The 23,354-nt window shown below is 61.2% G+C and carries 12 protein-coding genes; 11 read left to right on the top strand and 1 reads right to left on the bottom strand.

Translation table 11 applies throughout. From position 1 onward, the window contains the following. Positions 1-313: 313 nt before the first annotated feature. From AC0YNU_RS19715 to AC0YNU_RS19675, 9 genes are all read left to right on the top strand, one after another. Positions 314-2,098: a glycoside hydrolase family 36 protein gene (locus AC0YNU_RS19715; RefSeq protein WP_475759740.1), complete on the top strand. Its 1,785-nt coding sequence runs from the start codon at positions 314-316 to the stop codon at positions 2,096-2,098. Between the two features lie 206 nt (positions 2,099-2,304). After that, positions 2,305-4,476 carry an alpha-galactosidase gene (locus AC0YNU_RS19710; RefSeq protein WP_475759738.1) on the top strand — a complete coding sequence of 724 codons (2,172 nt, stop codon included), beginning with the start codon at positions 2,305-2,307 and terminating at the stop codon, positions 4,474-4,476. After that, positions 4,457-6,544, top strand: a complete 2,088-nt coding sequence (locus AC0YNU_RS19705) for an alpha-galactosidase (protein WP_475759736.1) — start codon at positions 4,457-4,459, stop codon at positions 6,542-6,544. The genes AC0YNU_RS19710 and AC0YNU_RS19705 overlap by 20 nt, the downstream gene beginning before the upstream one ends. Before the next feature lie 128 nt (positions 6,545-6,672). Next, positions 6,673-8,187 carry an alpha-galactosidase gene (melA, locus tag AC0YNU_RS19700; protein ID WP_475759734.1) on the top strand — a complete coding sequence of 505 codons (1,515 nt, stop codon included), beginning with the start codon at positions 6,673-6,675 and terminating at the stop codon, positions 8,185-8,187. A 14-nt stretch (positions 8,188-8,201) separates the two neighbouring features. After that, positions 8,202-9,542 carry an amidohydrolase family protein gene (locus AC0YNU_RS19695; protein WP_475759732.1) on the top strand — a complete coding sequence of 447 codons (1,341 nt, stop codon included), beginning with the start codon at positions 8,202-8,204 and terminating at the stop codon, positions 9,540-9,542. Beyond that, positions 9,539-12,157, top strand: coding sequence for a glycoside hydrolase family 38 N-terminal domain-containing protein (locus AC0YNU_RS19690; protein ID WP_475759730.1), 2,619 nt, complete (start codon positions 9,539-9,541; stop codon positions 12,155-12,157). The genes AC0YNU_RS19695 and AC0YNU_RS19690 overlap by 4 nt, the downstream gene beginning before the upstream one ends. Positions 12,158-12,854: 697 nt before the next feature. Further along, positions 12,855-16,124, top strand: a complete 3,270-nt coding sequence (locus AC0YNU_RS19685; protein ID WP_475759728.1) for a fibronectin type III domain-containing protein — start codon at positions 12,855-12,857, stop codon at positions 16,122-16,124. Positions 16,125-16,193: 69 nt separating this feature from the next. Further along, positions 16,194-19,442, top strand: a complete 3,249-nt coding sequence (locus AC0YNU_RS19680) for a fibronectin type III domain-containing protein (protein WP_475759726.1) — start codon at positions 16,194-16,196, stop codon at positions 19,440-19,442. Positions 19,443-19,695: 253 nt separating this feature from the next. Next, complete coding sequence (locus AC0YNU_RS19675; RefSeq protein ID WP_475759724.1) at positions 19,696-20,004, top strand: hypothetical protein; 309 nt, start codon at positions 19,696-19,698, stop codon at positions 20,002-20,004. 102 nt (positions 20,005-20,106) lie between these two features. Here AC0YNU_RS19675 and AC0YNU_RS19670 read toward each other — a convergent pair whose 3' ends face one another. After that, positions 20,107-20,931, bottom strand: coding sequence for a helix-turn-helix transcriptional regulator (locus AC0YNU_RS19670; RefSeq protein WP_475759721.1), 825 nt, complete (start codon positions 20,929-20,931; stop codon positions 20,107-20,109). Between the two features lie 190 nt (positions 20,932-21,121). Here AC0YNU_RS19670 and AC0YNU_RS19665 point away from each other — a divergent pair, with 190 nt between their 5' ends. After that, positions 21,122-22,219 carry an FG-GAP repeat domain-containing protein gene (locus AC0YNU_RS19665; RefSeq protein ID WP_475759719.1) on the top strand — a complete coding sequence of 366 codons (1,098 nt, stop codon included), beginning with the start codon at positions 21,122-21,124 and terminating at the stop codon, positions 22,217-22,219. 5 nt (positions 22,220-22,224) lie between these two features. After that, on the top strand, positions 22,225-23,292 hold the full coding sequence (locus AC0YNU_RS19660; RefSeq protein ID WP_475759717.1) for a Gfo/Idh/MocA family protein: 1,068 nt from the start codon (positions 22,225-22,227) through the stop codon (positions 23,290-23,292). Positions 23,293-23,354: the final 62 nt, after the last annotated feature.

Raw genomic sequence — 23,354 nt, 5'->3', positions numbered from 1 at the left:
GCGTTTGCTGGATTAACCGACATCGCAGATGTTAGGAAAAAAATGGTTGTAAGTATCAGTGATACATAATAGTATTAGGTAAACGGTTAACAGATACCCGGAAAGTGGCAACCTTCTTGGCTAAGGTGATTGTCTGCTGCCATGCGGCCTTCTCAGGTTTCGCATGCGGCATTCTAGGGGATCGTCGAACGAAAGGGGCGCGAGCCGCGGACGTTCATTGCGCCTTGGTCGAGCATCCATAACGGGAAGCTTCGGCCTATTTGTTTTGTGAGGCAGCGCGACCAAAATTCATCGTTCAGAGGTGCTGAGGGACATGGTTCAGACGTTAAACGAATTAATCGGCGGCAGGACGTTCGTGTTCAAATGCGAGAATGATTTCAGGCTTACCGCGGAGAGCCGGGAGGAGGGCGGCATTCGCTACGTCACGCTCCGCATGCAGTCGGATACGCCGAAGCTCCCTGCTTTCTCCGCGGAGTGGGTGCATGCGTTCAACGACATTCAGGCCCGGTTCACCGGCCACTACTGGGCGGACCGGTACATCATTCCGAACTGGTACGGGGGCATGAACATGGCGCCGCATAACGGCTCGCCGGTCTACGCGCTGTACAGCGCGGGCGGGGAGAACCGCGCGACGGTGAGCGTATCCGATACGCGCACGCGCACGCACATGGTGGCGGATATCGACGAGGGCGCTTCGACGATGCCAATCACGGTCAAGCTCATGCCGGAGCCGGGGTACGAAACGACGGATTACAGCATCGTGCTGCGGATCGACGAACGTCCCGTGCCCATCTATGAAGCCCTTCGCGACTTGTCCGACTGGTGGTCGGAGCTGGACGGCTGCCATCCGCTCCCGGCGCCCGATGCTGCGCGGCGTCCTTGCTATTCCACTTGGTACGCGTACCATCACCGGATCGACGCCGATAAGCTGGTCCACGAGGCGAAGCTTGCACGCGAGCTAGGCTGCGGCACCGTCATTCTTGATTTCGGCTGGCAGATCGATCGGCCGGGCGAAGCCGATCCTGCGTTCGGGCAGTGGGAGATCGCAGTCGACAAGTTTCCGGATATGGCGGCCACGGTACGGGAGATTCACGCGCTCGGCCTCAAAATCATGGTCTGGTTCTCCGTCCCCCACATAAACCGGTCGAATCCGCTGTATCCGCAGATGAGCGGCTATGTACTGGACTCGGACGAGGATCAGCCGCAGGCGCTCGATCCGAGGTATCCGGCGGTGCGCGATTATCTGGCCGACCGCTACGTCCGGGCGCTGGAGGAATGGAACATCGACGGCTTCAAGCTGGACTTCGTCGATCACTTCTCGCGCTATCTGGATTTCGCCGACAGGAAAAGCAGGCTGCGCAGCGATCCGGCGCATGACACGCCGAGCCTCGACTTGGCCGTCGATAAGCTGCTGTCCGCGATTACGAGCCGATTGACCGCGCTGAAGCCGGACATCATGCTGGAGTTCCGCCAAAATTACACCGGGCCGCGGATGCGCGCGTACGGCAATATTTTCAGGGCGATGGACTGCGCGCTCGGCTCGCACACCAACCGCTTCCGCACCGCGGATATCCGCATGCTCGCGGGCGACTCCGTCGTTCATTCGGATATGTTCGCGTGGCATCCGGACGAGTCGCCGGAATCGGCGGCGCAGCAGTTCATCGGCGTGCTGCACGCGGTGCCGCAGATTTCGGTCCGTCTTGCGGAGCTGAGCGAGCCGCATGCCAAGATGCTGAAGTTCTATACCGCCTTCTGGCTCGAGCACCGCGACGCGCTGCAGTTCGGCCGCTTCATGCCGGAGTCACCGGAGAACCTTTACCCTGCCATCACTTGCCAGACGCCGGATAAGCAGGTGACGACGGCCTACAACCGCATCGTGGCGAAGGTCGCGGAGGATGCGCGCACGCTTGTGCTGGTGAACGGCTCGCATGAACCGTACGTTGCGGCGGACTTCGGCAGCGGGACGAAGTGGGACATCCTCGTGCAGAACTGCATGGGCGATGTCGTGGCGAACGAAGTCCGCGCGCTGTCGGGGGTCGCTTCGATCGCGGTGCCGCGCTCCGGTGTCGTCACGGCGGTACGGATAATAGGCGAATAGGGAGCATCTGCGGGGGTTCTGAACGTTCGCGTTCCGAGAACTGGCTGACCGCGAATCGGCAGGGTTTTCTTTCCCTGCCGGCATGGTCCTAGTTTCATACATTTACGTCTTAGAATTGGACTACAGCGGGCGGAGAGCGCGGCCTATAATCAAAGTGCATCGGAAGGAACGACCAATCGCAAGGCAGATTAGAAGGGAGACCGAGCATGAGCTGGACGCTTGAAACCGAAGACATGCAGCTGACGGTGGAGGCCGGGCCCCATGCGCCGAGAATCGTCTGGGCGGCAGGGCGCCGGGGCTGGAACTGGGCGCAGCGGGGCACCGACGTGCTGCTGCCGGGAAGGCTCGCGGTGGGCGAGAGCCTCTATCCGCCGGAATGGACGTATCGGCATGCGGAGCTGGAGCGGCTTCCGGACGGAGACCGGCTGACGCTTACCTATAAAGCAAAGAAGTTCGATATTACGCTGACGTCGGTATGGATGTCTCGCCCCGGTCCCGGGCCGGTGCAGCACGGGATGGCGATTGAGAACCGCACGGGCCGCGGCATCATGATTTACGATCCGCAGTCGCTGGATGCGGAATTTACGGCCGGGCAGGAATCTGCGGACGTATTCTACGTGTCGAAGGACCGTCTTGCCCCGCGGGTGATCTCGTTCCAGAACCGGATCGGGACGTACTTGGAAGCGCTTACCGATCGTTATCACGCCGATGTCTGGACGACCGTCGACAGCGACGACACCGGCTACGTGCCGCTCGTGATGCTGCATGCCGGGAAGTCGCACGGCCTCTACGTCGGCTGGGAGTGGAACGAAGGCCGCATCCATGTCGCCGGACGGAATGGGGCGGACGGCTTGTACGCCGCGGTATCCGCGGGTATGCACGGGGATTTCTGCACGGAGCTTCCGGACGGGGAGACGTTCGAGGTGCCGAACGCGTTCATCGGCGCGTTCGAGGGCAGCCTGGACGACGGCTCGAACCGGCTGCGCAAATGGCTGTTCAACCATATGATGCCGGAAGCCAACCGGACGAACGAGAATATTCCGTACGTGCAGTGGAACGCCTTCTGGAACACGGGCGAGCCCCCGGGCAGCTGGAACCCGGTGGAGGTCAAATATTATCCGATGGTCGACTCGGTCGCGGAGGTCGGCATCGAAGAAATCACGATCGACGTCGGCTGGTGGCAGAAGCCGGGCGACTTCCGCGCGCATGAGGAGCGCTGGTCGAAAGGCATGGACGCCGCTTCGCGTTACGCCCATGAGCGCGGGATGCTCTTCACGCTGTATTTTGCCTTCCTCGACGGCTGGTCAGAGCATCCGCTGGCGCTGAGCTCGAAGGGGCCGACCGGCCATCCCGATTGGTTCGTGCACCGCTGGGTGGCGGACGTGGGCATCGACGAATGCCGGGATTTCCTCAAGGACGTGCTGCTGCAGCGGCTGAACGAATACGACGTGGACACGTTCCGCTCGGATCTCAGCCCCATCGCCCGCAGCAAGGCGAAGGGCAATGCGCATCAAGGCTGCCACGACGGTCCGTACTGGGCACAGAAGGGGTTTCTGCACATCATCGATCATCTGCTCGCGAACAAGCCGGGACTGCGGTTCCAGAACTGCAACTGTGGCGGCGCGTTCAAAGGCTACGCGATCATGAAGCGCTCCACGGCCGTACAGGTGACGGACATTTACACCGCGCTCGACGTGCGGCAGGCGGTTTGGGATTCCGTCTACGTCCTGCCGCTCATGCAGCTGCTGACGCAATTCGGCGACGTCGCCTCCGGCGGCAAGAGCGCGAGCGACTCGTACCGGTTCCGCACGTATCTCATTGGCGCCCCGTCAGCCCACTTCGAGCTGCCGAGCGAGATGCCGCCCGAGGAAGCGGCGACGCTGAAGCGTTTGGTCGGGGTGTATAAGGAGCGCGTTCGCCCGCTCGTGCGGCATGCCGACGTCTATCATGCGCTGCCGCGGCCGGACGGCGTGAATTGGGACGGTCTTCAGCTGTACGATCCCGTGCGGGGACGCGGGATGCTGACCGTCTTTCGGCCGGATAACGAGGGGGCGGAAATCTTCGTGCCGCTCCAAGGGCTTGAACCAAGCGCGCATTACGACATCGATTACGATGATGCATCGCTGCCGCCCGTGCGAGCGCTCGGAAGCGAGCTGATGGAGCGCGGGCTGCGCGTGTATCTGGCGGAGAAGTTCAGCGCGGAGTGGGTGTTCTATCGTTTGGCCGACAGCGACAGCGATATCAGCAAGAGCGGTGGCAGTAGCGAAGGCAAAAGCGAAGTCCAAGGCAAAGGCAAAGGCCAAAGCCAAGGACAAGGCCAAGGCGAGGGCATAAGCGTAAGCGAAGGAGGCGGGGCCGATGAATCCGTTGGCGAATAGGGAGCATGGCTGGACGTTGGCCACCGCGGATACGGAGCTTGCGCTGACCGTCCGGGAAGATCGGCTGTACCTTGTCTCGCTGAAGGGGCCGGCGGGCGTTGATTGGTCAGACCGCGAATCGGCGGAAGTGAAGCTGCCGTGCAGGCTGGCGGCCGGTTACGTGCGCCGAGCGCCGGAGTGGACGTTCGAGTCCGCGGCAGGGGAGACGATCGGTTCGGGAGGCACGGAGCTGACGCTGCATTTTCATGACGCGGTCAGCGGCGCAGCGCTGCGCTCCGTGTGGACGGCGAATGCAGGCCCGGGGCCGGTGCAGCATCAACTGATCATCGAGAATCGGGCGGAGCAGCCGATACTGCTGTTTGAGCCGGAATCGCTGGACATCGTCGTCGGCGCCGGAGAGGACACGGATGTCTTCTATGTACATAAAGACAGAGCCGCGGCGACAATCATGTCCTATATGCGCTCCGGTTACGGCACTTACCTCGAGCCGCTGCGCGACCGGTACGCGAAGGATATTTGGACGAAGCCGGACGACGACGATACCGGATTCATTCCGTTCGTCATGCTGCATGCCCGCAGCGGCCATGGGCTGTACGTCGGCTGGGTATGGAACCATGGGCGCATCGCGGTGCGGGGCATGGAAGGCGGAGCCTCCGGCGCCGCGAACGGAGCGGGCGGATCCGCCTCGGTCCAAGCAGAGATCCGCGCAGGCATGTTCGATGACTTTTGCGCCGAGATCGCGCCGGGTACGTCCTTCGAGCTGCCCGCGGCATTCATCGGCACTTTCAACGGCGATATCGACGACGGAAGCAACCGGCTGCGCAAGTGGCTGTTCCGGCACATGATGCCGGAGATTAACCGGACGAACGAGAATCTGCCGTATGTCGGTTGGAATGCCTATTACAATACGGCTATTGAAAAGGGCTCGTGGATTTGCAGAGAGGACAATTACTACCCGATGGTGGATGCCGTCGCCGAGATCGGCGCGGAGGAAGTGACCATCGACGTCGGCTGGTGGGAGGGCTACGGCGACTGGCGGGCCAGCGCGGAGAACTGGCCGCGGGGCATGCGGGCCGCATCGGATTACGCGCATGGCAAGGGACTGGCGTTCGCGCTTTATTTTACGCTGACGAACGGGGAATCGACCGACCCGGAGGCGCTCACCTCGGAAGGGGAGAACGGGCATCCGGCTTGGTTCGTCGATAACCTGAAGGCGGACCTCGGCGTGCCGGAATGCAGCGCATTCGTCTACGAAGCGCTTGCCCGTCGGTTTGACGAATACGGCGTCGACTCGCTGCGCACTGATTACGACCCGGTCGTCACGCGCAAGGCGGACGGCAATAAGCATCGGGGCTGCAATGACGCCGCGTATTGGGCGGAGCAAGCGTACGTCGAACTGCTGGATCGTTATAATGCGGAGCGTCCGGGCTTTCGCTATCAGAACTGCTCCGGCGGCGGAGCGCTCAAGGGCTACGCCGTCATGAAGCGGTCGAGTGTCGTGCAGGTGACCGATTATTTCGAAGCGATTAATATCCGGCGGGCAATGTGGGATTCGGTCTACTGCTTCCCGCTCATGCAGCTCATGACGCAGTTCGGGGACGCGGCGTCGGACGGCATCGTCGGCACGGCGGGTTACCGGTTCCGCACGTATCTGATGGGCGCGCCGTCGATGCACGTGGAGCTGCCCACGGAGATGTCGGAGGCGGACCGGGCGACGTTGGCGCGTTTGATCCGAACGTACAAGGAGAAAGTGCGTCCGCTCGTGCGGCATGCGAACGTGTACCATAACTTGCCGCGGCCGGACGGCGTCACGTGGGATGGGCTGGAACTGTACGACCCGGACACGGGCAAAGGGCTGACGATGGTGTTCAAGCCGGACAGCGGCGTGGATGCCTGGACCATCCCGTGGAAAGGGCTGGAGCCGGAGGCCGAGTATGCGGTCGCGTTCGAGGACGGCACCAATCCGCCGGCGCGCATGACGGGTGCGCAGCTGATGTCTTCAGGGTTGAATGTGAGGCTGGAAGGGCGCTTCGTCGCCGAGTGGATTTTCATCGAACGCATGAATTGACAGGCAGCCGTTCGAAGCATATTGACGTGTAGCCATTCGAAGCATCGGGTCAGGGACGGATATTTGACCGGCAGCAGGACCGCATCAGGATGGAATTATGAGCAAGCATTTAAGGAGGGCAATCATTCATGCCGTTTAAAATCGCTTTTGTCGGAGCGGGCAGCGTCGGCTTCACGCGCGGCTTGCTGCGGGATCTGCTGTCGGTGCCGGAGTTCGCCGATATCGAGGTGGCGTTCACGGACATTAACGAGTCGCAGCTCGACATGGTCACGCAGCTGTGTCAGCGGGATATCCGCGAGAACGGACTCGGAATCGCCATTCAATCGACGCTCGACCGGCGGGAGGCGCTCGCGGGCGCGAAATACGTATTCACCGTCGTGCGGATCGGCGGATTGGAAGCCTTCGAATCGGATATCGATATTCCGCTTCGCTACGGCGTCGACCAGTGCGTCGGCGACACGCTTTGCACCGGCGGCATCATGTACGCGCAGCGCGGCATCGCCGAGATGCTGAATATCTGCAAGGACATCCGCGAAGTGGCGCACCCGGACTGCCTGCTGCTCAACTACGCCAATCCGATGGCCATGCTGACGTGGGCGTGCAACAAGTACGGCGGCGTGCGGACGATCGGCCTATGCCACGGCGTGCAGGGCGATACGCGGCAGGTCGCGGAGGTGCTGGGGCTTGCGAAGGACGACATCGACGTCGTCTGCGCGGGCATTAATCATCAGACCTGGTTCGTGTCCATCAAGCACAAAGGGGAGGACATGACCGGCAAGCTGCTGGACGCGTTCGAACGGCATCCCGTCTATCGCGATACCGAGAAGGTGCGCATCGACCTGCTGCGGCGGTTCGGGTACTTCAGCACGGAGTCGAACGGCCATGACAGCGAGTATGTGCCCTGGTACCGCAAGCGGCCGGACGACATCGGCAATTGGATCGATCTCAGCGTCTGGATCAACGGCGAAACGGGCGGTTACCTGCGGGTATGCACGGAAGGGCGCGACTGGTTCAAGACGGATTTTCCGAACTGGCTGGCCGCGCCGCCGTTCCGCTACGCTTCCGAGGAGCGCGGCGAGGAGCATGGCTCCTATATTATCGAAGGCTTGGAGACGGGCCGCGTTTACCGGGGGCACTTCAACGTGCCAAATAACGGCATCATTACGAACCTGCCGGACGATGCCATCATCGAGGCACCGGGCTACGTGGACCGTAACGGCATCAGCATGCCGGTCGTCGGGGACATCCCGCTCGGCTGCGCGGCGGTGTGCAGCGCGAGCATCTCGGTGCAGCGGCTCGGCGTGGAGGCGGCGGTGCGCGGGGACGATCTGCTGCTGCGGCAGGCGATGCTGATGGATCCGCTGACGGGCGCCGTTTGCAATCCGCCCGAGGTGTGGCAGATGGCCGACGAGCTGCTCGTCGCGCAGGAGCGGTGGCTGCCGCAGTATACGTCCGCGATCGCGGAGGCGAAGGAACGGCTGGCTGCCGGACGCAAGGTGCCGACGCGCGACGATTACCGAGGAGCAGCCCGGTTGAAGACGAAGACGGTCGAGGAGCAGAAGGCCGACCGCGAAGCCGCGAACCGCAACGCGGGCGAAGCGGACAAAGCGAAGGAAAAGAAGGCCGCGGCAGGCCAAGGATAAGGGAGGACGAGACGATGCCTAAGGAACTGTACGGCGAACTGCGGGCTTACCTCGATACGGTGCCCGTCATTAATACGCACGACCATCATATCGGCAGCGGCGGGAAGGTAACGAACCCGTTCGGCCTCTACCTCGGCTACCTGCATTCCGACCTCGACGTGGCTTCCGGGCTGGAGGACCGTCCGTTCGCGCGGCTGATGACCAACGGCGACGCGCCGTTCGAGCAGAAGTGGGAAGCGTTCGCAAAGGTGCTCCCGAAGGTGAAGCATACGGCATACTACAAGTATTTCATGGCCGGCCTGGAGCACTGCTGGGGCGTGACGGAGCTGACGGAGGCGAACTTCCGCATGCTGATGGAGCGTTCCTCCGAGCGCGATACCGCTTGGCATGACCGCATCATGGCGGAGGCGGGCATCCGCGCGTCGGTCGTGGACATATCCGGGTACGAGGATTTCCGCAACATTATGAACGGGAAGGTGCAAGGCATCTCCGATCATGCGAAGTTCGCCGTCCCTCTGCCCGAACTGCACTTGATCCTCAGCATCGTATCGCTGCAAAAGCTGTCTCCTTACGCCAAGGGACCGATGCGCGAGCTCGACGATTTCATGGCTGCTTTCGACGGGTATCTCGATCAAGCGGTTCAGTTCGGCGCCGTCTGCCTCAAGGACCAATCGGCGTACCGCCGCGCGTTGGATTACGAGATGCATGCCAAGCCCGACATCGAGCGGATCTTCACGCGGCTCATCCAGTATCCGCGCGAAGCGCTGTCGTATGTGGAGACGAAGCCGATCGACGACTGGCTGTTCAGCGAGTACGCCCGCCGCGGCGCGAAGCGCGGGCTGCCGCTTCAGCTGCACACGGGCCATATGGCGGGCACGCGCAACGACGTGCGCAAGGCGAACGCGGCGCTGCTCATCCCGTTCCTGGAGACGCATCCCGACGTCAAAGTCGGCCTGTTTCACGGCAATTGGCCGTACATGGACGAATATCTGTTCATCGGCAAGAATTATCCGAACGTCTGGCTCGACCTCTGCTGGTGCCATATCATCGACCCTGACTATACGGTGGAGCTGATGAAGCGCGCCCTCAAAATCCTCCCGTACAACAAGGTGCTCGCCTTCGGCGCGGATGCTTTTACGACCGAGCTGACCTACGGCTACCTCGTGGCGGCCCGCGATAACGTCGCGCGCGCGCTGTCGGAGCTGGTGGAGGAAGGCTGGCTGTCGCTGAACGACGCGAAGACGGTCGCCGAGGATTGGTTCTATAACAATCCGAACGAGTTCTTCGGCTTCAAGCCGGAAGCGGGAGCATTGAAGGACGGCAGCACGGCAGACCAAGGAGGAGCGGCTTTATGAAGACGTTCCATCTGATCTGCAACGCGCATCTCGACCCCGTCTGGCTGTGGGAATGGGAGGAGGGCGCGGCGGAAGCCGTCTCGACGTTCCGGGTGGCGGCCGACCTGTGCGAACGGTTCGAGGGCTTCGTCTTCAACCATAACGAGGTCACCTTGTACAAATGGGTCGAGGAGTTCGAGCCTGCGCTGTTCGCGCGCATCCAGCGCCTGGTCGCGGACGGCAGGTGGCATATTATGGGCGGGTGGTACCTGCAGCCGGATTGCAACATGCCGAGCGCGGAGTCGTTCGTGCGGCAGATGCTGCTTGGGCGGCGGTACTTTGCGGAGAAGTTCGGCGTAACGCCGACGACCGCGATCAATTTCGATTCGTTCGGCCACAGCCGCGGACTGGTCCAGCTGATGAAGAAGGCAGGGTACGACTCGTATATCTTCTGTCGCCCGATTCCTTCGCAGCTGGAGCTGGAAGGGGACGACTTCGTATGGGTCGGCTATGACGGCTCGGAGATAACGGCGCACCGGGCAGTCGACATGTACGGCTCGCATCGCGGCCAAGCGGCGCAGAAGGCGGGTCAAGGCTTGGCGAAGTTTGCGGACCGGGACGTCGCGGCGATGCTGTGGGGCGTCGGCAATCACGGCGGCGGACCGTCGTACGAGGATCTGAAGGACCTGGAGGCGCTGATCGCCGAGACGGACGATACGTTCGTCGTTCATTCGACGCCGGAGGCTTACTTCGCCGAGCTGCGCGAGACGGGCAGGGAGCTGCCCCGCCGGGCAGCCGACATGAATCCGCATGCCGTCGGCTGCTACACGTCGCAGATTCGGATCAAGCAGAAGCATCGGCTCCTGGAGAACGAGATCTACATGGCCGAGAAAATGCTGACGCATGCGGCGCTGGCCAGTCTCGCTCCGGGTCCGGCAAGGGAAGGAGAGGCTGGCGGAACGGTTACCGCCGTCGTATCCGCGGAGGCTGTCTCCGAAGCAGCAGCGGCTGCTGTATCTATATCTACTGGAGCGGTCTTGTCATCCGCCTTGTCATCGGCCGCGGCCTTCCGCTATCCGGCTGCCGAATTGCATGACGCCTTGTGCGATCTGATGGTCAGCCAATTCCATGACGTCCTGCCCGGCTCGTCGATCCAGCCGGTCGAAGAAGCGTCGATTCGTCTGCTCGACCATGGACTGGAGATCGTGTCGCGGCTCAAGGCGCGGGCGTTCTTCGCCTTGTCGGCCGGACAGCCGACGGCGGCGGAAGGCGAAATCCCGATTCTCGTCTACAATCCGCATCCGTACGCCGTCGACGGCATCTGGGAATGCGAGTTCCAGCTGCCGGACCAGAACTGGAACGAGGAGTTCACAATGCCGTACGTGTACCGCGCCGGCGAGCCCGTTCCCTCCCAAGCGGAGCAGGAGCTCAGCAACCTCAACCTCGATTGGCGCAAGCGGGTCGCCTTCCAGGCGCGGCTCGAGCCCGGCAGCATGAACCGCTTCGACGTGCGGCTCGTCACGCTGCCGAGGAAGCCGGCGCCGGCGCTTCAGCCGCATGACGGCATCATCGCGTTCCGCAGCGCGGAGCTTGAGGTAGACATCAACTGCGCCACGGGGCTCGTCGACCGTTACGCCGCGGACGGCGTCGAATTCCTGAAGCCGGGCGCGTTCGCGCCTCTCGTCATCGCGGACAGCGACGACGCGTGGGGCATGGAGGTGCAGAGCTTTAGGAGCTTGGATGGCCGCTTCGAGCTGATGCAGCCGGAAGACGGCACGCGGTTCTCCGGCATTACGGGAGGCGTGCTTCCATCCGTCCGCGTCATCGAGGACGGTCCAGCCCGCACGGTCGTGGAGGCCATGTTCCGCTATAATCATTCTTTTCTTGTGCAGACCTACAAGCTGCCCAAGCAAGGGACGGAATTCGAGGTCCAGGTGCGCGTCATCTGGAACGAGAAGAGCCGCATGCTGAAGCTGTCCGTTCCGACGCTGCTGGATGCGGGCGCCTATTACGGCCAAGTCGCCGGCGGCACCGATCGGCTGCCGGAGGGCGGACTCGAAGCGGTCGCGCAGAAATGGACCGCGGTATACGACGACCGGTCCGATCTGGCCTTCAGCTGCATTAACGACGGCATCTACGGCTCGGATTACGATGCCGGGGAGATCCGTCTTTCCCTGCTGCGCTCGCCCGGTTTCTCCGGCCACCCGATCAATGACCGGACGGTCATGCCGCAGGACCGGTATTCCAATCGCGTCGACCAAGGCGAGCGGCTGTACCGGTTCTGGTTCGGCGGCGGAGCGGGACGCGCCAAGCTGGCGGAGCTCGATCGCCGGGCGCTGGAACGGGGCGAGAAGCCGTTCGTGCTCTCGTTCTTCCCGCCGGGCGCGGGGACGCCTGCGCCGCCGCTTGCCGAGCTGACGGGCGAAGCGGTCGTCATGACGGCGTTCAAGCAGGCGGAGGCCGGCGGAGGCTTCGTCGTCCGTCTCTACAATCCGACCGCGGAGACGCAGGAGACGGAGCTTCGAATTCCCGTAATTGGCCTGGCGGAACTGCAGCGGCTCGGAGCGTTCGAGATCAAGACGCTGCTCGTCGACGAGCAGCGCAAGCTTGTAACGGAAACATCGCTCATGGCCTAGTGACGCGAGTGCCGGACAAGAGGCCTGGCATGGGCCGAATAGCATTGCCAACTTAATGGGCTTGAATTCGAAGAATCGAAGTTGGGCCGAAATTGTGCAAAATAGCAGCTTTGAGAGCACGAATAGCCGAAGTAGGGCTGAAATTGTGCAAAATAGCAGCTTTGAGAGCACGAATAACCGAAGTTGGGCTGAAATTGTGCCGTATAGCAGCTTTGGGAGCACGAAAAGCCGGAGTCGGGCAGGAATTGTGCAAAATAGCAGCTTTGGGAGCACGAATAGCCGAAGTCGGACTGAAATTGTGCAGTATAGCAGCTTTGGGAGCTCATAAAGCCTGAAGTTGGACTGAAATTGTGCGAAATAGCAGCTTTGGGAGAACGAATAGCCGAAGTTGGCCCGAAATTGTGCAAAATAGCAGCTTTGAGAGCACGAAGAGCCGAAGTCGGCCGAAATCGTGTTTCTTCATATGAAGCACAACAACTGCCGAGTTGTGGGCAAAAAAGGCTGAAGTTCATTAAGGCTATGCAGCGCCGTCAAACGCAAGGCGCTGCCGCTCTTATGGGCCGCCAACAACGATACCAAAGGAGGTGATGCCCCGCAGGCATCCGCCGCCGCGCTAGCGGCGCAGAATCGGCTCTTGGGCAAAGGCTTGACGGCGATTCGAATGGTTTGACGAGATGAGGAGGAGGGATTTTATAACGTGATTGTCGACAACCGCATATCCGCAACAACGCTAACCCGTTTGCTAGCGTTGTTTGCCATCGCCTTCGGAGCCCTTATGACGGTCCTGGTCTGGGCGCCGAGCTTGGCGAACGCATCCAACACGACGTATTACGTCAACAACCAATCGGGCTCGAACTGCAGTGACTCCGGCTCAGGCACGTCGACCGGACAGCCGTTTTGTTCGTTCACGCCGATCAACGGCATCGGCACCTTCGGCGCGGGGGACCAGATTCTGCTCGCCCGGGGCGCGACGTTCAATCAGCAGATGGTCGTGACGGGCTCCGGCAATTCGGGCAGCTGGATCACGATCGGCGCGTACGGTTCGGGCGCCGACCCGAAGATCATCCGGAACGGCATCGAATCCGACCGGGGCATCCGGTTGAATAACCCGGACTACTGGCGGATCCAAAACCTCGAGGTCGGCTACGCCGGCGTCGGCATTCTGGTGACGTTCACGTCTTCCGGTCATCAGGGGCTCGAATTCCGTAATCTGTACCTGCATCACATCACCGGCATTCACGGCAATTCCGGCAGCGGTTCGCAGAACGGCGGCGACTACGTCATGAACTCCGCGGGCATCGACCTGACGGCGAACGGGTCGCAGAAGACCGAGGATCACTGGAACGGTCCGGTCATCGACAACGTGCTGTTCGACTACATCGAAGGTGCGCACAATCTGGACACGATCGCCATCGATTTCTTGGGCGGCGGCCTCTCGTACGTCGGGCCGGGCGATCTGCGCCATGACGCGGCAACCGACGTGGTCATGAATCATCTCTATTTCCACGACAACGACGCGAACGGCATGGGCAACGTCTGCGGCGAGAGCCTGGCGCTTAATGCCACCGACGGTTTGACGCTGATGAACTCGGTGTTCGATCATGCGAACAGCTGCCCGGCGCCGACGGGAACCGCGGCGATCTACACCGGGTTCCTGAACAACGCGAACTTCTTCAATAACATCATGAAGAACATGCCGAACACGAACTCGCCGGACCAAGTGTCCATCGATTACGAAGCGATCGTGTCGAACTTCAAGGTCAACAACAACTTCTTCGGCTACAATGCCGGCGCGGGTCCGTCCATCTTGGCGTTCAACGCCTATATCGGTTCCGTCATTCCGAACAAGCTGGACAATTTGAGCATCGAAGGCAACGTCATGATGAACAACGGGCAGGGCTCCATCCGCATCGCGGGCAACGGCCACAATCCTACCGGCCGAATCGGAGATAATTTGTACCACGATTCCACGTTCATCTACACGGAAACCGGCGGCACGGCGAGCAGCATGACGGTAGCCAACAACCGCTACATTCCGACCGAGTCCGACCTCTATTCGTCAAGCTACCAATTCGGCGGCACGCAGGGCGGCAGCAACTGGTCGTATCAAAGCTACAATGGCTCGTCCTGGTCCAATCTCGCCTACTACGACGCATCCGCCAAAGCCTGGCAGCCGAATGCCGGGACGGCCGTGCCGAACGTGCGGCAGTTCGAGCAGACGCCGGGCGCGAACGGCAAAATCGCCCGCGCGTGGACCGCGCCGTCCTCCGGCACGATCAGCGTCCGCGGACGGCTGCTGAAGTCGGATCTCTCCGGCGGAGACGGCATCACGGCGCGGATTACGAAGAACGGGACGCGCATCTGGCCGGCAAGCGGCGACCAGTCGATCGCCTACAACGACAAGGTCGGCGCGGAGCAGGTCCTCGACAACCTGTCCGTCACTGCAGGCGACGTCATCCGCTTCGAAGTCGACGGCAGCGCCAACAACGCGGCCGACGCGACGAGCTGGTCGCCTTCGATCGCATACACCGCCTTCGGCGGTATTCCTTCCGCGCCGTCCGGCCTCACGGCCACGGCGGGCAACGGGCAGGCGACGCTGTCATGGAACGCGGTCAGCGGCGCTTCCAGCTATACGGTCAAGCGGGGCACGTCTTCCGGCTCCTACGGCACGACGATCGCGACCAACGTCAGCTCGACGATCTATACGGACACGAGTCTGACGAACGGCACGACCTACTATTACGTCGTGACGGCGGTCAACGGCAGCGGGGCGAGCGGAAATTCCTCGGAGGCGTCGGCGACGCCGAGCTCCAGCGCGGCAACCTATGCGGCGGAGTGGAATTTCAATTCGCCGGGCGACTTGGAAGGCTGGAGTTTGCAGAACGACGTCTCCGGCTCCGTCTCGAGCGGTTCGCTCCACGTGAACATGGTGGGCAGCGACCCGTACATCGTGTCGCCGAACAATATCGCGGCGGCGGCATCGAGCAACGGCCATGTTTACCTCAACATGCAAAACAATTCGAGCGCGACGTGGGGCGAAATTTTCTTCACGACGAACGGCTCTCCCGGTTTCGATCAAACCAAATCGCGCACGTTCACCATCGCGCCGAACAGCGGCTATACCGTCTACGACATCGACATGAGCGGCGTCTCCGGCTGGTCGGGCACGATTAAGCAGCTTCGCGTCGACATCGCCGCCAGCTCGAGCAGCGTCGATTTCGACTCCATCAAGCTCGGCGGGGTAGGCGGAGGCGGCGGCACAGCGCCGAGCGCTCCGACGGGACTGTCGGCGTCCGCGGGCAATGCCCAAGCCGCATTGAGCTGGAATGCCGTCAGCGGGGCGACGAGCTATACGGTCAAGCGCGGCACGGCGTCAGGCACGTACGGCACGACGGTCGCGACCGGCGTCACGGGCACGACGTATACGGATACGGGCCTGACGAACGGAACGACCTACTACTATGTCGTGAGCGCGGTCAATGGCAGCGGCACGAGCAGCGATTCCAGTCCGACTTCGGCGACGCCGTCCTCGGGCTCGTCGTCCTACGCGGCGGAGTGGAATTTCGATACGGCAAGCAACTTCGAGGGCTGGAGCATGCAAAACGACGTCTCGGGCACGGTCTCCGGCGGCTCCATGCATGTGTCCATGACGGGAGGCGGCGATCCGTATATCGTGTCGCCGAACAATATCGGCGCTGCCGCAAGCAGCAACAAGCATGTCTACATTCGGATGCAAAACAATACGGGCGCGACCGTCATGCAGCTGTTTTACACGACGAATGCGGATTCCACCATTATGGAGGGCAAATCGGTGCTGTTCAACGTGACGGCCAACAGTGGCTACACGGTCTACGACGTCGACATGTCCGGCGTGAGCGGATGGACGGGAACGATCAAGCAGCTGCGCCTCGACTATTTCATGACGAGCGGCAGCACCGACATCGATTCGATTAAGATCGGCAGCTAGACTGGCTTTGCCGGGCCGGGACTCCCCGGTCCGGCCTCCAATTCCATGAATTTCGAGGAGGCCCTAATAATGACGATCGTTCAACCCAGGCTGACCCGCCGCGCGTGGCTGGCGCTGCTGACCGCATTCCTGCTGGCCGTGACCAGCGTGGCGATATCGCCGAAACCGGCGGCCGCATCCAATACGAGTTACTACGTCAACAACCAATCCGGCTCTGGCTGCAGCGACTCCGGTTCAGGTACGTCGACGCAGCCGTTTTGTTCCTTCACGCCGATCAACAACATCGGCACATTCGGCGCGGGCGACCAAATCCTGCTTGCCCGCGGTGCCACGTTTAACCAGCAGATGGTCGTGACCGGCGCCGGCAATTCCGGCAACTGGATCACGATCGGCGCGTACGGCTCCGGCGCGCGGCCGAAAATCATCCGCAACGGCAGCGAGTCCGACCGCGGTATCCGGCTGACTAATCCGGACTACTGGCGCATCCAGGATCTCGAGGTCGGCTATGCCGGCACGGGCATTCTGGTTACCTTCCTGACGTCCGGCCACCAAGGGCTTGAATTCCGCAACTTGTACTTCCACCACATCTCCGGCATCCATGGCCAATCCGGCAGCGGCAACCAAACGACCGGAGATTCCATCAGCACGTCCTCGGGCATCGTCATTACGGCGAGCAGCGCCAGGTCGGAGGATCCGTGGAACGGACCGGTCATCAACAACATGCTGTTCGACTATATCGAGGGCGCGCATAACCAGGATACCGTGACCATCGATTTCCTCGGCGGCGGCTACACGTATGTCGGTCCGGGCGTGACGCGCCACGATGCGGCCACAAACGTCATCATGAACCATCTCTATATTCATGACCACGACGCGAACGGCATGGGCAGCTACTGCGGCGACAGCATGGCGCTGAACGGCGTGAAGAACCTGACGCTGATGAACTCCATCTTCGACGAGGCGGGCGGCTGCGCGTCCCCGAGCGGAACGGCGGCGATCTACACGGCGTTCACGTACGATTCGAACTTCTTCAACAATTTGATGATCAACATGCCGAATACGGGCTCGCCCGACCAGGTCGGCATCGACTACGAGCACAGCGTGAACGGCCTGCACGTCAACAACAACTACTTCGGCAACAACGCGGGCTGGGGTCCTTCGATCCTCGCGTTCAACTCCTACATCGGCTCGGTTATCCCGAACCAGCTGTTTAACTTGGAGATCAACGGCAACGTCATGAAAGGCAACGGCAGCGGATCCGTCCGCATCTCGGGCGGCGGCGTCACGCCGACGGGCACGATCGCGAACAATCTCTCCAGCGACAGCCCGTTCATTTACACCGATACCGGCGGATCGTCCAGCAGCATGAGCATTTCGAACAACAAGACGCTGTCAGCCTCGGACATTTACCATGCCGGCTACCAATTCAGCGGCACGCAGGGCGGCAGCAATTGGTCATACCAGTCGTACAACGGTTCTTCTTGGTCCAATTTAAGCTACTACGACTCGGCTGCGAAAGCGTGGCAGACCAACTCGTCCACGGCCGTGCCGAACGTGAAGCAGTTCGACCAGACGCCGGGCACGAGCGGCAAAATCGCCCGCGCCTGGACCGCGCCGTCGAACGGCACGATCAGCATCCGCGGACGCGTGCTGAAGTCCGACGTTTCCGGCGGTGACGGCATCACTACGCGCATTACGAAGAACGGCACGCGCATCTGGCCGTCCGGCGGAGATCAGTCGATCGGCTACAATGATCTCGTGGGAGCCGAGCAGGTGCTGGACAGCATCACGGTCAGCGCAGGCGATGTCATCCGCTTCGAAGTGGACGGCAGCGGCAACAACACGGCGGACGCGGCAAGCTGGGCGCCGGCGATCGCGTACACTGCCTTCGGAGGAGGCGGAAGCCTGCCTTCGACGCCGACCGGATTGTCGGCAAGCGGCGGCAACGGCCAGGTAGCCTTGGGCTGGAGCGCCGCATCCGGCGCGACGAGCTACAATGTCAAACGCAGCACGTCCTCGGGCGGCTCGTTCAGCAACGTGGCGACGGGCGTGACGTCCACGAGCTACACGGATACGGGCGTCACGAACGGCACGACGTACTATTACGTCGTCAGCGCGGTCAATAGCATCGGGGAAAGCGGCAATTCCAGCCAAGCTTCGGCGACCCCGTCTTCGAGCGGCACGAGCTATGCGGCTGAATGGAATTACGATACCGCGAGCAATTTCGAAGGCTGGTCCATGGCGAACGACGTGACGGGTACCGTCTCGGGCGGCTCGCTGCATGTCACCATGACGGGCGGGGATCCGTACATCATCTCGCCGAACAATATCGGCGTCAGCGCGGCCAATAACCACATCTACGTGCGCGCGCAGAACAACACGAGCTCGACGAGCATGCAGATTTACTTCCAGAATACCGGCGACGGCGGATTTACCGAAGCGCATTCCAAGACGTTTACGATTAACGCGAACAGCGGCTACACGACGTACGACGTCGATATGACCGGCGTGTCCGGCTGGACGGGAACGATCAAGCAGCTGCGGGTCGACGCGTTCTCCGGCAGCGGCACCATCGACTTCGATTCCATTAAGATCGGCGGCTCCGGGGGCGGCGGCACCGTGCCAAGCGCGCCGGCCGGCCTGACCGCGACCGGCGGCAACGCGCAGGCTTCGCTCAGCTGGAGCGCCGTCTCGGGCGCGACGAGCTACAACGTCAAACGCAGCACGACGTCCGGCGGTTCGTACACGAACGTCGCGACGGGCGTGACGTCGACGAGTTATACGAACACGGGGCTGACGAACGGCACGACTTACTATTACGTAGTGAGCGCGGTCAACAGCGCCGGAGAGAGCACCAACTCATCGCAGGCGTCCGCGACGCCTTCCTCCGGCAGCAGCTACGCGGTCGAATGGAACTTCGACACGGCTTCTAATTTCGAGGGCTGGGCGATGCAGAACGACGTCTCCGGCACCGTCTCGGGCGGCTCGCTGCACGTGAGCATGACGGGCGGCTCCGATCCGTACATCCTCTCGCCGGGCAGCATCGGCGTCAGCGCGAGCAACGGCCATCTGTATCTGCGCCTGCAGAACAACACCAGCTCCACGAATTTGCAGGTGTATTTCCAAAACACGGGCGACAGCGGATTTACCGAAGCGCACTCGAAGACCTTCGCGATTAACGCGAACAGCGGCTATACGACTTACGACATCGACATGAGCAGCGTCTCCGGCTGGTCGGGCACGATCAAGCAGCTCCGTATCGACGAATACTCGACGAGCGGCAGCATCGACTTCGATTCCATCAAAATCGGCAGTTAATGAAGAGAGGGCGGCTCCGAAAGGGGCTGCCCTCAGCTGTTTTGAAGGTGCAGGGAATGAGATCGACTTCATGAGGATGAGGAGAACGAAAGACGTCATCGCAACTAGCGGCTGTAAGCGAAAACTTAACTAATTGTGAAGCAGGGCGGAGCGCAGCAGCGACAATTTCGAATGAGAGGGACTTGGAACAGCTGTCGGAGTTGTGTCGGATTTGTTACAATGTGGAGTGACACCATTTGAGGAGGCGTTCGCATTGTCGGGTTCACAAGCAATGAAATGGCTGACAGGCGTATTCGAGCTGATCTTGGCCATTCCGATCGTCGGCGGCTTGATCGTCGTCGGGAGCAGCTACAGCGTACTCGGCATAATGCTGCTGCTTCACATCCTGACGCTCGTAATGTCGGCGATGAGCAAAGAAGCCAAATACGGTTCCATAGTAGGCATCATCACGTCCGCGCTCGGCTGGATTCCGTTCGTGGGCTGGTTCCTTCACCTGGTCTCCGCGATTCTGCTTATGGTTTCGGCGGCGCAGCGCGGCGGCAGGGCAGGTTCTCCGATGTAAATTCGTTCCCTCATCCAATCGCATACTTGCCAGCTGCGAACAAGGGGCTGCCGCGTCATCCAGACGTCCGGGCAGCCCCTTGTTTTTTATTTTATCCTGCGTTTACGCGGTGTAATGCTTCTTCCGGAACTCCGCCGGCGTCATGGACGACAGTCCTTTGAACCATTGGGCGAAGTACTGCATGGACGAGAATTGCAGGCGCTCGGAGATTGCCTGCAGCGACGAGCTCGTATGCTTCAGCTCCGTGGAGGCGTAGAAGAGACGCTCGTGCTGGACGAATTGATTGACCGTCATGTTCATATGGCGCAGGAACATGCGGGATAGGTGGCGCTCGCTCACATAGCAGGCCTCGGCGATTTCCGCGACGGTCGGGTTGCGGTAGAAATGCTGCTGGATGTAGAGTACGGCATTCTGAAGCAGAAGCGTGGGCTGTCCGTGCTGATTGAGGGGCTGGGCGGGAGAAGCAGGGATGACGGATTGCAAACGGGACTCCAGCACCTTCCACACCATTTCGATGAGGCGCATATTGCCGAGCAGCCGGCTCCCCACGCTGGCATCGACGGCCGGGCTGCCGATGCTTTCGAAGATCGACAGCAGATCGCCGCTGGAGAAGCTGAAGGGGGCGTAGATACGCGAGAGCGGCTCCCAATGCACAGGGAATTTCAAGTCGACGAAGACATAATACAGTCCGAGCGGCGATATTTTGTCCGAATATTGGGCGTGCATCTCTTGAGGGGGAGCCATGTAGACGATGCCGGGATAGAGCTCCATTTCCCCGTTGTCCAGCTGGTTGCGGCCGATTCCCTCGGTAATGAAATGAATCTCGTACTGATCATGCTTGTGGGGGGCGATGTGCCATTCGGGATCCGGCGTAATCCGTCCCGCACCCATGATGGTGATCTCGACGCCTTCGTAATTCACCCGCATACGGCTCGACCTCCGATTCGTTCGGCAGCTCTTGGCGCTGGCGCATTATCAGTCAGCCCAAGTATAGCAATTGGAAGAGCTTCCATCTAGTCTGAGTTTCGTACTAATGTGTCTGAGTATTGGCTATAAGCGGTCCTGCGATTCCCTTAAAATGAAGGCGAAACCAACAATTTCATAGGAGGGTTAACCTTTGCCTACCCGTTTTCGCAAGCGCAAGATCGATGATACGGCCTACGAGGCCTGCAGCGTATTCGATGTCAACAACGACGGCGTACTGGATATTGTAAGCGGTGCCTTTTGGTATGAGGGACCGGATTTCGAGAAAAAGCACCCGATTTGCGAGGTTCAGTCGATCGGCGGCTACCATGACGATTTCAGCGATTTCCCGATGGACGTGGACGGCGACGGATGGACCGACATCATTACGGCTTCCTACTGGAGCCCGACCGTGCGTTGGCGCAAAAACCCCGGCGTGACCGGGGAAGAGTGGCAGACGTTCGATATCGGACCGAGCGTTTGCAACGAAACGGTTCGTTTCTTCGATATCGACGGCTGCGGCCTTCCGGAGATCTTCTCGAACGCGGTGCACGATCCGCAGCAGTACTTCAAGCTGATCGTCGACGAGAACGGCCGGGGAACCGGTCAATTCGAGACGATCGTCATCGGCGAGTCGGCGGCTATGCACGGCATGGGCTTTGCGGACATCAACGGCGACGGCCGCACGGACATCATCCTCGCGAACGGCTGGCTGGAGCAGCCGGAGGATCCGTCGCAGCGCCCTTGGGAATTCCATGCCGAATTCGACATGGGATTGGCCAGCGTGCCGATGCTGGGGCATGACGTCAATGGCGACGGCCTGATGGACATTATCGTCGGCCAGGGTCACGACTACGGACTGCATTGGCTGGAACAGCGCATCGACGAGAACGGTGTCCGGTCGTGGATCAAGCATGAGATCGACATGACGGCTTCGCAATTCCACGATATGCAGATGGTCGACATCGACGGCGACGGCGAGCTGGAGCTTGTGACGGGCAAGCGTTACCGCGCGCACAACGACGGCGATCCCGGCGCATTCGACGACATCGGCATTTACTACTATAAGATCCGCGACGGCGCCTTCGAGAAACACATCATCGATTACGGCCCTGCGGGCGAGGCATCGGGCTGCGGCATTTATTTCTGGGTGCAGGACATCACGGGCAACGGCTTCCCCGACATCGTGGCTCCCGGCAAGGACGGACTTTACCTGTTCGAAAATCTAGGCAATGACGAGACGGAGGCGTAACGAGCGTGAGTAAATTGAAAATCGGATTCATCGGTTCCGGCTTCATGGGCCAAAACGCGCATCTCTTCAACTACGCGATGCTGGAGGACGAGTGCGAGGTCGTGGCGCTGGCGGAGCCGCGCGCGGAGCTGGCGAAGAAGGTCGCCGCCCGTTACGGCATTTCTCGGATCTATGCCAACCATACGGAGCTGCTTGCGAACGAGCAGCTGGATGCGGTCATTGCGTCCCAGCCGTATCAGCGCCACGCGATCCTGATTCCGGACATCCTCCGCGCGGGCGTGCCCGTGTTCACGGAGAAGCCGCTCACGCTGTCGGTGGAAGCGGGCGATCGGCTCGTGCGCCTCGGTCAGGAATCCGGCGCGCTGCACGTCGTCGGCTATCACAAGCGTTCCGATCCGGCCGTCGAGTATGCCAAAACGCTCATCGACGAGTGGCAGGCAAGCGGCGAGTTCGGCAAGCTGAACTACGTTCGCGTCTCGATGCCTCCGGGCAACTGGGGCGGCGGCGCGGACAACGCGCTCTGGAGCGACGAGCCGACGGGCGCGACCGAATGGGAGCCGCAGCCGGTGCCGGGCATGACCGAGGAGCAGACGGGCAGCTACGACTGGTTCGTCAACTTCTACATTCACCAAGTGAACGCGATCCGCTATATGCTGGGCGAACCGTACAAGCTCGTCTATGCGGCCCGCTCGGGCGCGCTGCTGGTCGGCGAAAGCGACAGCGGCAAATGCGTCACGCTGGAGATGGGCACGTACATCACCTCGACGGATTGGCAGGAGAGCATCCTCGTTACCTTCGAGAAGGGATATATCAAAATCGAGCTTCCGGCCCCGCTTGCCCGCCAGCGCGCCGGCAAAGTCACCGTCTTCCGCGACAACGGGGGCACGCCGACCTTCACGGAGCCGGTGCTGCCGAACCAAGGCGCGATGCGCAAGCAGGCCATCAATTTCCTCGCCGCGGTGCGCGGCGAACGTCCGGCGCCTTGCACGGCCGAAGAAGCGCTGGAGGACCTGAAGATCGCACGAGACTACGTGTTGTTCATGTCGCGGTATAAGGAAGAGTCGAAGGTGTAAAGAAGCGGGCGGCCAATCGGCTCGCTGACGGGCAGTTATGCGGTTAACAAGTAACGGTATCA

It is taken from the genome of Paenibacillus sp. J31P316 (genome assembly GCF_056269105.1).
This window is presented reverse-complemented; position numbering and strand designations above follow the sequence as displayed.

Excerpts from the sequence above, each read along its gene's own strand:
- AC0YNU_RS19715 (WP_475759740.1), top strand. The coding sequence starts at position 314 with ATGGTTCAGACGTTAAACGAATTAATCGGCGGCAGGACGTTCGTGTTC.
- AC0YNU_RS19710 (WP_475759738.1), top strand. The coding sequence starts at position 2,305 with ATGAGCTGGACGCTTGAAACCGAAGACATGCAGCTGACGGTGGAGGCC.
- AC0YNU_RS19705 (WP_475759736.1), top strand. The coding sequence starts at position 4,457 with ATGAATCCGTTGGCGAATAGGGAGCATGGCTGGACGTTGGCCACCGCG.
- melA (WP_475759734.1), top strand. The coding sequence starts at position 6,673 with ATGCCGTTTAAAATCGCTTTTGTCGGAGCGGGCAGCGTCGGCTTCACG.
- AC0YNU_RS19695 (WP_475759732.1), top strand. The coding sequence starts at position 8,202 with ATGCCTAAGGAACTGTACGGCGAACTGCGGGCTTACCTCGATACGGTG.
- AC0YNU_RS19690 (WP_475759730.1), top strand. The coding sequence starts at position 9,539 with ATGAAGACGTTCCATCTGATCTGCAACGCGCATCTCGACCCCGTCTGG.
- AC0YNU_RS19680 (WP_475759726.1), top strand. The coding sequence starts at position 16,194 with ATGACGATCGTTCAACCCAGGCTGACCCGCCGCGCGTGGCTGGCGCTG.
- AC0YNU_RS19670 (WP_475759721.1), bottom strand. The coding sequence starts at position 20,931 with ATGCGGGTGAATTACGAAGGCGTCGAGATCACCATCATGGGTGCGGGA.